Source organism: Methylobacterium currus (assembly GCF_003058325.1).
Classification (GTDB): Bacteria; Pseudomonadota; Alphaproteobacteria; order Rhizobiales; family Beijerinckiaceae; genus Methylobacterium; species Methylobacterium currus.
Window position 1 is genome coordinate 1,551,631 of the sequence record NZ_CP028843.1, and the last position, 14,609, is coordinate 1,566,239.

16 protein-coding genes are annotated in these 14,609 nt (G+C 72.9%); 9 read left to right on the forward strand and 7 right to left on the reverse strand.

Going from position 1 to position 14,609, the window contains the following annotated elements; translation table 11 throughout:
- Nucleotides 1–46 precede the first annotated feature (46 nt).
- A complete protein-coding gene (locus DA075_RS07115; RefSeq protein WP_099952615.1) occupies nt 47–790 on the forward strand; it encodes an NAD-dependent deacylase in 744 nt (247 codons plus the stop codon).
- On the opposite strand, the gene DA075_RS36450 is transcribed toward DA075_RS07115, so the two are convergent.
- Both DA075_RS36450 and DA075_RS07130 read right to left on the reverse strand, forming a co-directional pair.
- On the reverse strand, nt 771–1,361 hold the full coding sequence (locus tag DA075_RS36450) for a hypothetical protein (RefSeq protein ID WP_164712235.1): 591 nt from the start codon (nt 1,359–1,361) through the stop codon (nt 771–773). The genes DA075_RS07115 and DA075_RS36450 overlap by 20 nt on opposite strands.
- Before the next feature lie 30 nt (nt 1,362–1,391).
- Complete coding sequence (locus DA075_RS07130) at nt 1,392–3,299, reverse strand: AsmA family protein (RefSeq protein WP_099952618.1); 1,908 nt, start codon at nt 3,297–3,299, stop codon at nt 1,392–1,394.
- Nucleotides 3,300–3,634: 335 nt separating this feature from the next.
- Between DA075_RS07130 and DA075_RS07135 the strand changes: the two genes are divergently transcribed.
- From DA075_RS07135 to DA075_RS07145, 3 genes are all read left to right on the forward strand, one after another.
- Complete coding sequence (locus DA075_RS07135; RefSeq protein ID WP_099952619.1) at nt 3,635–4,390, forward strand: CoA transferase subunit A; 756 nt, start codon at nt 3,635–3,637, stop codon at nt 4,388–4,390.
- Nucleotides 4,391–4,411: 21 nt separating this feature from the next.
- Complete coding sequence (locus DA075_RS07140) at nt 4,412–5,077, forward strand: 3-oxoacid CoA-transferase subunit B (RefSeq protein ID WP_099952620.1); 666 nt, start codon at nt 4,412–4,414, stop codon at nt 5,075–5,077.
- Between the two features lie 61 nt (nt 5,078–5,138).
- Entirely contained in the window at nt 5,139–5,693 is a 555-nt protein-coding gene (locus DA075_RS07145) for a hypothetical protein (protein ID WP_174800068.1), read from the forward strand.
- On the opposite strand, the gene DA075_RS07150 is transcribed toward DA075_RS07145, so the two are convergent.
- From DA075_RS07150 to DA075_RS07165, 4 genes are all read right to left on the reverse strand, one after another.
- The gene (locus tag DA075_RS07150; protein ID WP_099952621.1) at nt 5,627–6,454 is read right to left on the reverse strand and encodes a phosphodiesterase; all 828 of its coding nucleotides are present in this window, start codon (nt 6,452–6,454) and stop codon (nt 5,627–5,629) included. The genes DA075_RS07145 and DA075_RS07150 overlap by 67 nt on opposite strands.
- 67 nt (nt 6,455–6,521) lie before the next feature.
- The gene (locus tag DA075_RS07155; protein WP_099952622.1) at nt 6,522–7,850 is read right to left on the reverse strand and encodes an ABC transporter substrate-binding protein; all 1,329 of its coding nucleotides are present in this window, start codon (nt 7,848–7,850) and stop codon (nt 6,522–6,524) included.
- Nucleotides 7,851–7,861: 11 nt separating this feature from the next.
- On the reverse strand, nt 7,862–8,716 hold the full coding sequence (locus tag DA075_RS07160; protein ID WP_099952623.1) for a carbohydrate ABC transporter permease: 855 nt from the start codon (nt 8,714–8,716) through the stop codon (nt 7,862–7,864).
- Nucleotides 8,713–9,564, reverse strand: a complete 852-nt coding sequence (locus tag DA075_RS07165) for a carbohydrate ABC transporter permease (RefSeq protein WP_232388626.1) — start codon at nt 9,562–9,564, stop codon at nt 8,713–8,715. Before DA075_RS07165 ends, DA075_RS07160 begins: the two co-directional genes overlap by 4 nt.
- Before the next feature lie 450 nt (nt 9,565–10,014).
- Between DA075_RS07165 and DA075_RS07170 the strand changes: the two genes are divergently transcribed.
- The 3 genes from DA075_RS07170 to DA075_RS07180 all read left to right on the forward strand — a co-directional run bounded on the left by DA075_RS07170 (nt 10,015) and on the right by DA075_RS07180 (nt 11,367).
- The gene (locus DA075_RS07170; protein WP_244936526.1) at nt 10,015–10,389 is read left to right on the forward strand and encodes a TfoX/Sxy family protein; all 375 of its coding nucleotides are present in this window, start codon (nt 10,015–10,017) and stop codon (nt 10,387–10,389) included.
- Nucleotides 10,390–10,514: 125 nt separating this feature from the next.
- Nucleotides 10,515–11,003: a MerR family transcriptional regulator gene (locus DA075_RS07175; protein ID WP_099952624.1), complete on the forward strand. Its 489-nt coding sequence runs from the start codon at nt 10,515–10,517 to the stop codon at nt 11,001–11,003.
- Entirely contained in the window at nt 10,939–11,367 is a 429-nt protein-coding gene (locus DA075_RS07180) for a carboxymuconolactone decarboxylase family protein (protein ID WP_099952625.1), read from the forward strand. Before DA075_RS07175 ends, DA075_RS07180 begins: the two co-directional genes overlap by 65 nt.
- Before the next feature lie 7 nt (nt 11,368–11,374).
- Here the strand turns inward: DA075_RS07180 and DA075_RS07185 are convergent, their stop codons facing one another.
- Complete coding sequence (locus DA075_RS07185; protein ID WP_099952626.1) at nt 11,375–12,784, reverse strand: cytochrome P450; 1,410 nt, start codon at nt 12,782–12,784, stop codon at nt 11,375–11,377.
- 135 nt (nt 12,785–12,919) lie between these two features.
- Here DA075_RS07185 and DA075_RS07190 point away from each other — a divergent pair, with 135 nt between their 5' ends.
- Nucleotides 12,920–13,357 carry an RNA polymerase sigma factor region1.1 domain-containing protein gene (locus DA075_RS07190; protein WP_099952627.1) on the forward strand — a complete coding sequence of 146 codons (438 nt, stop codon included), beginning with the start codon at nt 12,920–12,922 and terminating at the stop codon, nt 13,355–13,357.
- Between the two features lie 60 nt (nt 13,358–13,417).
- Entirely contained in the window at nt 13,418–14,545 is a 1,128-nt protein-coding gene (locus DA075_RS07195; protein ID WP_099952628.1) for a carboxylate-amine ligase, read from the forward strand.
- The last annotated feature ends 64 nt before the right edge of the window (nt 14,546–14,609 follow it).

The window sequence follows — 14,609 nt, forward strand, 5'->3', positions numbered from 1 at the left end:
TGTCCCAGTCATCGGCCGAATCGCGACCCGGGCGGGAGGGACGCGCGTGAAGGTCTTCGTGCTTACCGGGGCCGGGATCTCGGCCGAGAGCGGGCTCGGCACCTTCCGGGATCCGGGCGGGCTGTGGCGGCGATTCGACCCGATGCGGCTCGCCACGCCCGAGGCCTTCGCCGACGAGCCCGAGGAGGTCCACGCCTTCTACAACCTGCGCCGGCAGGGGGTGCGGGAGGCGGCGCCCAACGCCGCCCACGCGGCGCTCGCGCGCCTGGAGGCGGGCCTTGCCGCGAGCGGCGGCCGGCTCTTCCTGTGCACCCAGAACGTCGACGACCTGCACGAGCGCGCCGGCTCCCGGGCGGTCATCCACATGCATGGCGAGCTGATGCGGGCGCGCTGCACCGCCTGCGGCGCGGGCCGCCCCTGGGCGGAGGACCTCTCCGTCGACACGGCCTGCCCGGCCTGCGGGCGGCGGGGCGGGATGCGCCCGGACGTGGTCTGGTTCGGCGAGGTGCCGCGCCATCTCGAGGCCATCGCGGCGGCCCTCGACGAGTCCGACCTGTTCGTCGCGATCGGCACCTCCGGGGCGGTCTACCCGGCGGCGGGTTTCGTGGCGCGGGCACGAGAAGCCGGGATCCCGACCCACGAGATCAACCTCGCCCCCTCCGACACAGCCGGCCTGTTCACGGAGGCCACCTACGGCCCGGCCACGCAGGCGGTGCCGGCCTGCGTGGACGATCTCCTGCGGGAGGTCAGCGGCGAGGTCAGCGGCAAGGTCAGCGGATCGACACCTTGACGTCGAGGGTGGTGGCCGAGCCGTCGGGGTTGATGAGCAGCACCCGGTAGGCGTCGAGCCCCTCGTACCCTTCGGCGGCCTCGAAGATCATCTTCAGGCCCTCGACCTTCCGGGTGTTGCAGGGGGCGAGCGGCGACGAGGGGGCGTAGCGCGGGAACGAGGCTTCCGCCGTGAAGCGCACGCTGCCGTGCTTCGGCCCCTCGACGAGGCGGGCCACCACCGGCCCCTGGACCGAGCAATCCGGGAACAGGCTGGTGAAGAACCCGATGGCCCGGGCCTCGTTCATGGGCACGACCCGGAAGAAGGGCGTCGCCGGGAGCGCCGGGAAGCCGCCCGGACCCGGCGCGGCGGGCGGCGCCTCCGGCGGGGCAGGGGCCGGCGCAGGGGCGGGGACCGGGGCGGGAGCCGGTTGGGCCGGCGCGCCGGCGCAGGGCAGGGCGGCCAGGCCGGCGAGGGCCCCGGCCCACAGGGCGGCGCGGCGCCGCAGGCGCTTCTCAGATGGCCGCGGGCGCTTGTGAGATGGCCGCGGGCGCTTCTCAGATGGCCGCGGGCGCTTGGGAGACGGCGTCACGGGCACTCCTCGGTGGGTCGGGGGGTCTGCTCAGGGCGCGTAGGCGCTGGCGGCGGCCGGCAGGGTCGCGGGCGGCAGCGTGCGGGCGGTGAGCGGCCGGAGGCTCGGGCGCAGCCAGGGCCCCTCGATGGCGAAGCTCCCGCCCGCCCGTCCGTCGGGCCCGGGATCGATCCGGGCCTCGGCGCCCAGGCGCCGCTCGGCGAGGAAGATCCGGCCGCCGAGGCTCGCGGCGAGGGCTGCGCCGCGGAGCTGGCCCTGGCCGATCTCCGCGACGCCGTCGCTCACCGTCAGGCTGACCCGGGCGCGCTCGAAATGGGTGCGGCCGCCCCGGCGCAGGGCGGTGGCGGCGGTCTCGGGGCGCTGGGCGAGGTCGGCGAGGTTCACGCCTAAGATCTCCCCGCCCTCGACCGTGGCGGCGGCCCGGCCGGCGAGGCGCCCGACGAGGTCGGCGAGGCTCGATCCGGCGCCGTCGAGGGCGACCGATCCTTGCGCCCGGCCGAGGATCCAGCGCGGCCAGCCGAGATCGGCGAAGAGGCCGCCGAGGTCGATCCGGTCGGCGCTGCCCTGGAGGCGGGCATCGATGCCGGCCGGCAGGGACGCGAGCGCGGCCCGCCCCTTGACGGTGCCGCCCTGCACGGTGGCCCGTCCGAGCGTCGCCTCCAGGGTGCCGTCGCGCACCAGGAGGCCGGCGGCGACGTCCTGCGCCTCCACCGGGCCGAGGCGGGCGGAGGCTGCGGAGAGGCGCAGGTCGAGGTCGCCGCTCGTGATCCCGTCGAGGGCGAGCGGTGACCGGCTCCAGCCGCCGGGCGCCGCCTCGGGCGAGAGACCCGCCTCCGGCACGAGCCCCGTCCCGGTCAAGAGGCCCGTCCCGGTCAAGAGGCCCGAGAGGTCGAGCTGCTCGGCCGCCAGCGTGCCGGTGACGGCGAGCCGCCCCCGGACCAGGGATGCGGCGCCCGCGCCTTCGAGCTGGTTGTCGCCGACCCGCACCCGGATCGTGGGCCATTCCACCCCGCCGGGGCGGGCGAGGAAGCGACCGTCGAGGCTCACCGGGCCGGTCAGGGCCGCGGGGCCGGGCGCGATCCCGAGCCAGGCCAGGGTGGCGGGCAGGGCGGCTGTGGCGAAGCGGGCCTGGCCCGACAGGCGCGGGCCTCCCTTCGCGGTCTCCGTCGCGGAGGCCTCCTTCGCCGGCCCGTCCTTCGGTGTCTCGTCGGCCCAGGTCAGGCTGCCCTCGATCTCGGCGCTGCCCGCGACCGTGGCGCGGCGTCCTGCCGTGTCCGCCCCGGTCCAGGTCAGGGCGGCGGCGACCGGGGACTCGGCGCCGGCCGCGAGTTCGCGCGGGCGCAGGCCCGACAGGGCCAGGGTCGCCGGCACGCCGCGCCAGGTGAAGGCGGCGGAGAGGTCGAGCCCGGCGGTCGGGCGGGGCCAGTTCGCCACCAGGTTGAGGCCGGTGACCGTCTCGCGATGGCCGGTGCGGGGATCGCGTAAGGAGAGCGTCGCGTCGACGAGGACGAGGCGGCGCAGGTGCCGGCCCCGTCCGGCGGCGGCCCGCGCGGCGAGCCGGGCCGCCGGTTCGGCCCAGTCCCGGTCCGCCCCCTCCGGGAGGGCGATCCGGGCCCGCTCGAGGACGAGGCCGGTGATCTCGGCCCGTCCGGCGAGGAGCCCGGCGAGGCCGAGCTGCACCTGCAGGCCCTCGCTCGCGACGAGGTCGTGGCCGCCGCGGCGCAGCCGTACCCCGGAGAAGGTCAGGCGCGGGGCCGGCAGCAGCGTCAGGGTGGCGGGTCCGGCGACCGTGAGGCCGAGGCCGTAGCGCCGCGCCAGGTCCCGCTCCGCGAAGGCGGCCGCCCGCGGCGCCGCGATCGTCCAGGACAGGGAGGCGCCCGCAACCGCGAGCGCCGCGACGGCGGCGCCGCTCAGGGCCAGGGTGGTTCGGCGCGACATCGCTCTCCGGCTGCCGGCGTGGACGAGAACTCGTGCGCCCCCCCGGGCCGCCGCTCCGGCCGGCCGTCTCGGACCCGCCGGCGGCATACGCCTTCCCGGCTCCCCCTATAATCCCTCGCGCACGGCTTGTCTCCCCGGCAGGATTTTCCCGCCGGCAGGGTTGGCGACCCCGCATGCGGCCTCTCCCCCCGGGACATTGTCGCCGGGACATTTTCCTGCCGCCGCCCGGTGGTGCGGCGGCGCAACGATGCTAAACAGGGCGGCGAGGCGCCGCATCCGTGCGGGAAACGAGAGCGCACGCGCTCCGGCGGCACCAGAATTTGGGGAAACGAGGGATGAAGAAGGTATACCCCGACGCCACGGCCGCCCTGGCGGGCGTCCTGCGGGACGGCATGACGATCATGGCCGGCGGTTTCGGCCTCTGCGGCATTCCCGACGTCCTCATCGACGCGGTGCGCGAGAGCGGTGCCAAGAACCTCACGGTCATCTCGAACAATGCCGGCATCGACGGCGTCGGCCTCGGCGTGCTGCTCGAGACGCGCCAGATCGCCAAGATGATCTCGTCCTATGTCGGCGAGAACAAGACCTTCGCCAAGCAGTACCTCGCCGGCGAGCTCGAGATCGAGTTCAACCCGCAGGGCACGCTGGCCGAGCGCATCCGCGCCGGCGGCGCCGGCGTCCCGGCCTTCTTCACCAAGACCGGCGTCGGCACCCTGATCGCCGAGGGCAAGGAGACCCGGGAGTTCGACGGCGAGACCTACGTGATGGAGCGCGGCCTGTTCGCCGACGTCTCGCTGGTCCACGCCTGGAAGGGCGATACCGAGGGCAACCTCGTCTACCGGAAGACCGCCCGCAACTTCAACCCGATGATGGCCACCGCCTCGCGCATGACCGTCGCGCAGGTCGAGCACCTGGTGAAGCCGGGCGAGATCGACCCCGACCACATCATCACGCCCGGCGTGTTCGTGAAGCGGATGATCCACGTCCCGAACGCCCAGAAGCGCATCGAGCAGCGCACCACCCGCAAGCGGGCGGAAGCCGCGCCGAACGCCGAGCCCGCGCCCGCCCCGACGGGCGGCGGCGCCATCTAACGAGCGAGAGAGGAGACCCCCATGGCCTGGACGCGCGACCAGATGGCGGCCCGCGCCGCCCGCGAGCTCGAGGACGGCTTCTACGTCAATCTCGGCATCGGCATTCCGACGCTGGTGTCGAACTACATCCCCGACGGCATGTCGGTGCAGCTCCAGTCCGAGAACGGGATGCTGGGCATGGGCCCGTTCCCCTACGAGGGCGAGGAGGACCCCGACCTCATCAATGCCGGCAAGCAGACCATCACCGAACTGCCGACCACGAGCTACTTCTCGTCGGCCGATTCGTTCGGGATGATCCGCGGCGGGCACATCGATCTCTCGATCCTCGGCGCCATGCAGGTGGCCCAGAACGGCGACCTCGCCAACTGGATGATCCCCGGCAAGATGGTGAAGGGGATGGGCGGCGCGATGGACCTCGTCGCCGGCGTCAAGAAGGTCGTCGTGGTGATGGAGCACGTCGCCAAGGGCAAGGACGGCTCGGAATCCCCGAAGCTCCTCGAGGCCTGCGACCTGCCGCTCACCGGCACCCACGTGGTCGACATGGTGATCACCGATCTCGGCGTCTTCACCATCGACAAGAAGGGTGACGGCGGCATGAGCCTGGTCGAGCTGGCCGACGGCGTCACCGAGGAGGAGGTGCGGGCCAAGACGCAAGGCCAGTACCGGGTGGCGCTGAAGAACAGCTGACGCAAATCCGGCGGGTGCCTCCAATCGGGGGCGCCCGCCACGGGCAGCTCCGGTGTTGCCGATGTATCGGATCAGAACGCCGGGCTATTCCAAGAAGAACCAGGTGCAGCGCTGGGCCTTGCCCGACCGGGTCTTCTTCGCCTGCGGCGCCTGCCACATCCTGGCTTACGCCTTCCTGGAACGATACGGGCATCGCGGCCAGGAGGATCGCGGCCAGGCGGCGGCGCTGTGGATCCGGCCTGCCGCGGGCCACACGGGCAACCACATCGTCGTGGCGACGGACACGTGGGTGTTCGACGATCACGGCGACGCGGATCGCAGCCGCTATCTGGCCCATACGCGGCGGCGCGCCGGCCGGTTCTGGCCCGGATGGGATGCCACGCTGGTGTCCCTGCCGCGCGACGTCCTCGTCTCCGATGAGAGATCCTTGGGCTTTGCCGGGCTCCGGCTGCGGGAGCCCGGCCAGTTCCTGCACGACGCGCTGCCGCGGGCGCGCCGCTTCCTCGACCGTTTCCCGGCCCCGGACGCGGCGGTCCTTCGCGGCTCGGCTCAGTGCTGCCCCGGATACGCGGCGTCCAGCACGAACGGGTACGGCCCGTCGAACGCCTCGACATAGACCATGTGGGTCACGATCCCGGTCTCCGGCGTGTAGCGGTGCAGCAGGTAGGCCGGCGGCTCGAAGACCAGGGCGCCCTCGTGGTCCGGCGTCAGGTCGAAGGCGACCTGGTGGGTGACGCTGGGGGCGATCTGCGCGATCGTGCCGGCGTAGCGGGTCAGGATCGGCCGGTGGTGGTGGCCGCACAGGATCCGCTCGATGCAGGTCTGAGCCCCGATCAGCCGCCGGAACGCCGCCTCGCCGTCGAGGAGCCGGATGTGGTCCATATGGACGAGGCCGCATTCGAAGGGCGGGTGGTGCATGAACACCAGGGTCGGCCGCCCGTCCCCGCCGGCGAGCGCCCGCTCGAGGAAGCCGAGGCGCTCCCCGCACAGGGCGCCGTGGCTCGCGCCCGCCACCAGCGTGTCGAGGGCGATCAGGCGGACCGGGTGATCCTCCACCGTGTACTGGACGAAGCCCTCGGTGGCGCCGGGCATCCAGGCCGCCGGCAGTACCTCGCGGAAGGCTTCGCGCCGGTCGTGGTTGCCGGGCACGGCGTAGACCGGCATCGGCAGGCGGGCGAGGAGGCCGCGCAGCGCCTCGTATTCCTCAGGCAGGCCGCAATCGGTGAGGTCGCCGGAGATCAGCACCAGGTCGGGCCGGGGATCGAGGGCGAGGAGATGGGCCACCGCGCGGGCGACCATCCTGTTGGTCTCGGAGACCCGGTAGGCCGGCAGCCCGCGGGGGCGCACGTGCAGGTCGGTGATCTGGGCGATGAGCATGGCGGCGATCCGATGAGGAGGGCGCCCGCCGCCGGACCGGCGGTGGGCGCGTTCAGGTAAGGGGGCCTTACTCGGCGCCGGGCAGGCGCAGGGCGGTGTCCTCGACGTAGGGACGCATCAGGGCGTCGGCGGCCTTCTGGGCGGCGGCGAGCGCCTCCTTGGGCTGGCGCTTGGCCGAGAGCACGGCCTGCAGCTCGTCCTCGATCGCCTTGCGCACCGGCACGGTGCGGTAGGTGGCGAACCACGGCTTGGCGTTGGCGAGCTGGTCGACGGCGATCTTCGCGTCGGGGTTCTTCTCCAGGAAGGCCTTCATCTCGGGCAGGTCGTAGGCGGCCTTGTTGGGGGCGAAGTAGCCCGTGGCGCGGCTCCACCAGCCCGATTTCTCCGGCGAGGTCAGCCACTGGATCAGGGTCCAGCCGGCGGCGCGCTTCTCCTCCGAGAGGCCGGTGGGCTGCACCAGCGAGGCGCCGCCGATCGGCACCGCCTGGCGCACGTTCATCGGCACGAAGGCGACCCGGAACGGGAACTTGGCGGTGTCGCGGATGAAGGTGAGCGAGCCCGTCGAGATGATCATCATCGAGGCCTGGCCGGCCAGGAACGCGCCGGTCACCGCCGGCCCCTTCTGCTCGCCGGCCGGGTGCACCTTGGCCTTGTGGACGAGGTCCGACCAGAAGGTGAGGGCGCCGAGCATCGTCGGGGTGTCGTAATAGACCTCGCCGCCATACTCCTCGTTGTAGTAGCGCCCGCCGTTCGACATGGTCAGGGCTTCGAGGATCCAGCCGCCGTAATCGTAGTTCGAGGGCATCATCAGGCCCCAGCGGGTGGTGCGGTCGCCCTCGCGCTTGGTCAGCTTGCGGGCGGCGTCGTACAGCTCGGCCCAGGTCCGCGGCGGCTTGTCCGGGTCGAGGCCGGCTTGCCTGAAGTGGTCGGCGTTGATGTAGAGCAGCGGGGTCGAGTTGTGGAACGGCACGCCGTAGACCTTGCGGTCGATCACGGCGTTGGGGAGGAGCGCCGGGAAGAACTGGCCCATGAAGGCGTCCTGGCTCTTGCCGTCCTTGCCGATCAGGTCGTCCATCGGCGCGATCTCGCGCTCGATGGCGAGGTCGGTGAGGAAGTTCGCCGACATGATCACGGCGGCCGGCGGCTTGCCGGCCTTGATCGCCGCGCGGGTCTTCAGGAGCGTGTCGTCGTAGGAGCCGGTGAAGACCGGAACCGCCTTGATGTCCGGGTGGGAGTCGTTGAACTCCTTGATCAGGCCCGTCATGTTGCGGGCGAGCGCCCCGTCGACCGGGACGGGGAAGAACAGCTCGATATCGGTCGCGTGCGCGGCGCGCGGCGCGGCGAGGCCCACCGCCGCCACGAGGGCGAGGGCGGCGCCCTTCCACCAGGAGATCATGTCGTTGTCCTCTACTTGATGCCGGAGGCGAGGAAGCTGTTCACGAACCGGCGCTGGAAGATCAGGAAGGCAGCGAGCAGCGGGAGGCTGACCAGGAAGGTGCCGGCCGCGATCAGCCCCCAGGCCTGCATGCCCTCGGCGCTGAGCGTGAAGCTCGCGAGACCCAGGGTGAGGGGCCGCCGGTCGGGGGAGTTGATGACCATCAGCGGCCACAGGAACTCGTTCCAGTGGCTGGTGACCGACACGATCGAGAAGGCGACCAGGGCGGGCTTGGTCAGCGGCAGGTAGATGAGGCGGATGCGCGCCCACCAGCCGGCGCCGTCGATCATCGCGGCGTCCTCGAGCTCCCGCGGCACCTCGCGAAAGCTCTGGCGCATCAGGAAGGTGCCGAAGGCGGTGGCGCAATAGGGCGCCATCACGCCCGGCAGGGTGTCGTAGAGGCCGAGGGCCGCGATGGTCTTCAGGTTCGGCACCAGCAGCACCACCGGCACCAGCATCAGCTGGACCAGGAACAGGCCGAACAGGACCCCGCGACCCGGGAATTCGAGCCGGGCGAAGACGTAGCCGGCGAGCGAGGCCGTGACGAGCTGCACCGCGAGGATGCCGGCGCAGATGACAGCCGAATTGAGGAAGTAGAGCGGGAAGTCGGCCGAGGCCCAGGCCTCGGCGAAGTTGGCCAGCGTCGGGGTCGGGGAGGGCAGGAGGGAGGCATCCGCTGCCGAGCCGGCCGGCCGGAACGCCGCCACCAGCATCCACCAGAACGGCACCGCCCAGACGAGGGCGAGGCCGGCGACGACCATCCGGGCGATGCGGGGCGTGACCTCGCGGGTCACCGGCCCGGCAAGGGGGCTCGTCGGTGCGCTCATCGGGCCGCCTCCGGGCCTTGGGACCGGCTGAGCGACAGGGCGGTCAGCGCCGCGAGGAGGCTCAGGGTCACCACCGTGGCGGCGGCGGCGCGGCCGGCATCGTAGCGCTCGGCGGCCTGCTCGTAGATGTAGAACAGCAGGAGCTTCGTCGCGTCCGAGGGACCGCCCTTGGTCAGCACGAAGACGTGGTCGACCTGCGTCACCGCGTTGAGGAGCGCGATCACCCCGACGAAGGCGAAGGTGGGGCGGAGCGCCGGCAGCGTCACGTAGAGCAGGCGCTGCCACGGGCCGGCGCCGTCGAGGAGCGCGGCTTCCCGGGCCTCGTCGGGGATCGCCTGCAGGCCGGCCAGCACGAACAGCATGTAGTAGCCGGCATTCTTCCACACGGTGAGCACCGTGATGGCGGCGAGCGCCAGGTCGGGGTCGCCGAGCCAGTTGGCGCCGTTGAGCCCGAGCCGGGCGAGGTGGTGGTCGATGAGCCCGATCCCCGGCAGGAACAGGAACAGGAACAGCGCGGCCGCCGCGACGAGCGGGATCATCACCGGCAGGAAGAACACGGCCCGCATCAGCGCCCGCACCCGGCCGGCGCCGTTGAGCGCCAGCGCGAAGGCCAGCGCCAGGACCAGGCTCGGCACCACCGTGCCCACCGCGTAGAGGGCGTTGTTGAGGAGCGCCCGCTGGAAGCTCGGGTCGGCGAAGAGCGCGGCGAAGTTGGCGAAGCCCACGAAGCGGGTGCCCCGGCGCGTCGCCGCGTGGGTCGCGTCCCACAGAACCTCGACCACCGGCCAATAGGTGAACAGGGCGAGGAAGACGAGGGAGGGGCTCAGCAGGGCCAGCGGCAGCAGCAGGCCGGCCCAGGGCCGCCGGTCCGCGGGCGGTTCGGCCGCGCGGGCGGCCGGAGCCTTGTGGCCTGCCGGAATCGTGTCGAGGACGTGGGTCAAGGAATCCGCCGGGTGTGTCGAGACCGGCGCGTCATCGGGCGGTTTCGTGACAGGCGGATGAAATCACCACCGGCCTAGGCCGTGTTCCCGGCCATCTCGCGATGCGGCCCCGGCTCACCCGAGCATTACGGCCGCGTTCCGGACAGTCGCACGGGGTGGAATTTTACTGGTTCAACGGCGACCCTCGCTGGCCGAGGCCCGGTCCGGGATGCAAGATCTTGCCGGATCACCCGCCTGCCGCCGCGATGACGTTGCGGAACTGACCCGCGCGCGGCGACGACCGGCCGGGCTTGCCGGTGCGGCGCCGGGCGGCGAAGCTCGGCCGTCGGTCCCAAAGGTGAATCATGGAGGCGAATCATGGAAAGCGGCGACCGCGCCTTCCTGGAGGAGATGCTGGCGCCGCTGGGCGGCGTCGCGATCCGCTGGATGTTCGGCGGGCTCGGGATCTTTCGCGACGGCCTGATGTTCGGGCTCGTCGCGCGGGGCGCCCTCTACCTGAAGGCCGCCCCCGAGGAGACCGACGCCTTCGCGGCCGAGGGCGGCGCGCCGTTCTCCTACGCGACCCAAGGCGGCCGGACGACGACCATCGCCAGCTACTGGCAGGCGCCGGACCGGCTCAGCGACGAGCCGGAGGAGTTCCTGGCCTGGGCGCGACGGGCCTGCGCGGCGGCGGAGGCCGCCGACCGGGCGAAGCCGGCGGGGCGGCGGAGGGCGGGGGCCCCGACGGCGTGATCCCGGCTTTCCGGTGCGGCGCGCCTCGCGGCGGCATCCGCGGCGGCATGCGTGATCCGGCCTTGACTTCGAGTGCGCTCGAACCTGTAGCGTCGCCACCATCCTGGACGGAGGGCGGTCGCCTCATGAAGATCGGCGAGCTCGCAAGGCATTCCGGACTCTCGACCCACACCATCCGCTACTACGAGAAGATCGGGCTGCTTCCTTACGCGAGCAGGGACCGGTCGAGCCAGCGCGACTACGACGCCTCCATCCTGTCCTGGATCGCCTTCCTGAGGCGTCTCAAGACGACCGGAATGCCGATCCGCGACATGCTGCGCTACGCAGCCCTGCGCGAGGGCGGCCGCGGGACGGAAGCGGAGCGGCGTGCGCTGCTGGAGAGCCATCGCGACCGCGTCCGGGCGCAGGTCTCGGACCTGCAGGCCTGCCTCCTCGCCCTCGACGGCAAGATCGCCGGCTATGCGGCGCCCCAAGAGCGCATCCAAGAGCGCACCCAAGAGAGCACCCAAGAGCGCACCCATCAGACGCCACACGAGAGGATCGACGACGATGACGTCACAAGCCCTGGACGACGGCGGGAGCCGGCTCGAGCGCGGCCGGCGCGCGCTCGCTGAGATCGACGGCGAGGCCGGGCATGCCGTGGTCGCGGCGCTCGCGGACATCGCGCCGGACTTCGCCACCTACCTGTTCGAGTTCCCGTTCGGCGACATCTATTGCCGGCCGGGCCTGGACCTGCGCGCCCGCGAGATCGCCACCATCGCGGCGCTGACCGCGATGGGCAATGCCGCGCCGCAGCTGCGGGTCCATATCGAGGCCGGCCTGAATGTCGGGCTCACCCGCGAGGAGATCACCGAGATCATCATGCAGATGGCGGTCTATGCCGGATTCCCGGCGGCCCTCAACGGCCTGTTCGCCGCCAAGGACGTGTTCGCGCGCCGGTTCCCGCCCGCGGGCGGGAGCCCGGCCCCGGGGGCTTGAGGCGCTCTCAGCGCAAGGTCACCCGCATCGGCATCCCGTCCGCCGGGCGCAAGGTGATGCGCTGCTTGAGCACCGGCAGGGTGCCGGGCCGCAGCGAGAAGCGGAGTGCGCGGACCAGCACCGCCAGGATCGCCACCGCCTCGGAGAGCGCGAAGCCCATGCCGATGCAGATCCGGGGACCGGCCGCGAAGGGCAGGTAGGCGTAGCGGTCGCGGGCCTTGACGGCTTCGGGGGCGAAGCGGGCGGGGTCGAAGCGCTCCGGCTCGTCCCACAGGGTGGCGTGGCGGTGCACGGCGTAGATCGGGATGGTGATCGGCGTGCCGGCCTTGACCGGGACCCCGTCGAGGTCGACGTCGCGGAGGGCTGCCCGCACCACCACCGGCACCGGCGGGTAGAGCCGCATCGCCTCGAGGATCACCTGACGGGTATAGGGCAGGGCGTCGACGTGGTCGGCGGTCAGCGGCCCGCCCCCGGTCGCCGCCTCGACCTCGGCGGCGATCAGCGCCTCGCTCTCCGGGTGGTGGGAGAGCAGGTAGAACGCCCAGGTGAGGGCCAGCGCCGTGGTCTCGTGCCCGGCGGTCACGAAGGTGAGCAGGTTGTCGGCGACGTCGCGGTCGTCCATCGCCTGGCCGGTCTCCGGGTCGCGGGCGGCCAGGAGCAGGCTCATCAGGTCGTTGCGTCCCTCGGTGCCGTTGCGGCGGCCCTCCCCGGCGAGGCGCAGGAGCTCGTCGCGCAGGTAGCTCTTCGCCCGCTCGGCTTTGGACCGGCCCGGGAACGGCATCCAGGCCGGCGCCCGCAGCAGCGTGAGGGCGAAGACCCAGCTGGTCGATTCGAGGTAGTCGGTGATGCCCTGCTCGACCCGGGCGGCGTCGATCCGGCCGTGCCCCGAGAGCATCGTCTCGACGATGATCTCGAAGGTGGTGCGCATCATCGTCTGGGCGATGTCGATCTCGGCGCCGTTGCCGGTGCTGGCGCCGGCCGCCAGGGCGTCGCGGGTGCGCTCGGCGGCGGCGATCATCGCCGGCACGAAGCTGCGGATGCGCTCGGCCCGGAAGATCGGCGCCGCCGCCCGGCGCTGCCAGCGCCAGCGCGCGCCGTCGGCGGTCAGGATCGCGTCGCCGAGGGCCGGGGAGAGGGCGCGGCGCAGAACCTCCGATTTCTCGAACGCGTCGGCCTCGTCCACCATCACCCGCCGGATCAGGTTCGGGGCCATCACGAACAGGCTGGACGTGCCGAGGAACTCGGAGGTGTAGTGCGGCTCCCGGTAGATCGTCTCGGGCCAGGCCTCGAGCGGGTTGCGCACGACGGTCCGCAGGAAGCGCCACGGTCCGAGCGGCCGCGCCGGCGGCGTGATCCGGGCGAGGACCGGCCGCGGCCCCTCGGGCGCCGGACGGACGTGGGACGGATGCGCGGTCATGGCTCGCCTGGGTTCGGGTGGTCCCGACGGGCAGCGGGAGCCTGATGCTTGTCCTATCCCATCTGGGCGCGAGCGTGACGGGGAAACGCGTGCGGCCGGGTGCGCGTTGGCACAGACGAGACACGGAGCCGCATCATGCAGGCCGCCTTCGACCGCGCCACCCTCGACCGCCTGGTCACCCTCGGCCGCAGCCAGGGCGGCCTGACCCCCGACGACCTGCGCCGGGCCCTGCCGGTGGACCGGATGAGCGCCGAGGACATCGCGATGGTGCTGATCGAGCTGGAGGAGGCCGGAATCCCGGTCGATCCCGACGATTCGCTGCTATCCGGCCGCCCGCTGCCGCCCGCCGGCACGGTCCGGCTGCCGGAGCCGGAGCCGAAGCCGGCCGAGGGGGCCGCGCCCGCCCTTGAGTCGCCGCCCGCCGCGACGGCCGCTCCCGCTCCCGCTCCGCGCCCCCGCGCAGCGGCACCCGGGCCGGCCGGGGGCGGCGCGCACCGGGCGGTGGCGTGGGCGGGCCTGGCGGCCCTGGTTCTCGCCCTCGTCGTTCTGGCGCTCTGGGCCGGGCGGGGCTGACACCGTGGCCGCCGGGTGACCGGCCGCTATATCCTCACGCTCCTCGGAGAACCCCCATCCATGACCGCTCCCGCCTACCGCTTCGGCATCGAGGAGGAGTTCTTCCTGGCGGATGCCACGACCCGCGGAACACCCCGGAGCGGCGTGCGCGGCTTCCACGCCGCCGCCAAGGCGCTGCTGCCGGCGGCCGAGCGCGAATTGCTGCAGAGCCAGATCGAGATCGCGACGCCGCCGGCGACGACCCTCGAGGAGGCCCGGGCCGGGCTCGCGTCCTTGCGCCGGGGCCTCGCCGAGATCGGGCGGGCGCACGGGATCCTGGTCTTCGGTGCCGGCACCCATCCGGGCGCCGCCTGGGACGCGCAACGCCCGACCGACGGCACGCGCTACCACGGCATCCTCGACGAGGTGCGGATGGTGGGTCAGCGCACCCTGGTGAGCGGCATGCACGTCCATGTCGAGGTGGCGCGGCCCGACGACCGGGTCGACCTGATGAACCGGCTGCTGCCGGTCCTGCCGGTGCTGCTGGCGCTGTCCGTCTCCTCGCCGTTCTGGGAGGGGCGCGACACCGGCCTGTGCGGCTACCGCCTCAGCGTGTTCGGCGAGATGCCGCGCACCGGCCTGCCCGACCTGTTCTCCGGCAGCCAGGAGTTCGAGCGCTACGTCGCGGTGATGATTCGGGCCGGGGCGATCCAGGACGCGAGCTTCCTGTGGTGGCACCTGCGGCCCTCGATCCGCTACCCGACGCTGGAGCTGCGCATCGCCGACAGCTGCACCCGGGTCGAGGACGGGTTAGCGATCGCCGGCCTCTATCGCTGCCTCGTGCGCGCCGCCGAGCGCCGTCCCGACCTCCATGCCGGACTCGACGGGGTCGCCCGGGCGGTGATCCGCGAGAACCTGTGGCGGGCCCAGCGCGACGGCGTGCGCGCCGCCCTGATCGACGCCGAGGCGGGCCGCGCGGTGCCCTACGGCGAGGCCCTGGAGGCCGTGCTGGCGCTGGTCGCCGAGGATGCGGCGGATCTCGGCTGCACGGAGGCCCTCGACGGGGCCCGCCGCATCGCCCGCGACGGCACCAGCGCCGACCGCCAGCGCGGGACTTACGCCACGGCGCGGGGCGAGGACGGCGCGGACGCGGCCGGCATCGCCGCGGTGGTGGACGCGCTGGCGCGGGAGACCGAGGGGCGGGCGTAGGGCAGGGCGCTCATCCCCGTTGCGTTCCGAAGAAGTGTCTCTCACAAACCTCCCGACCGCCGTC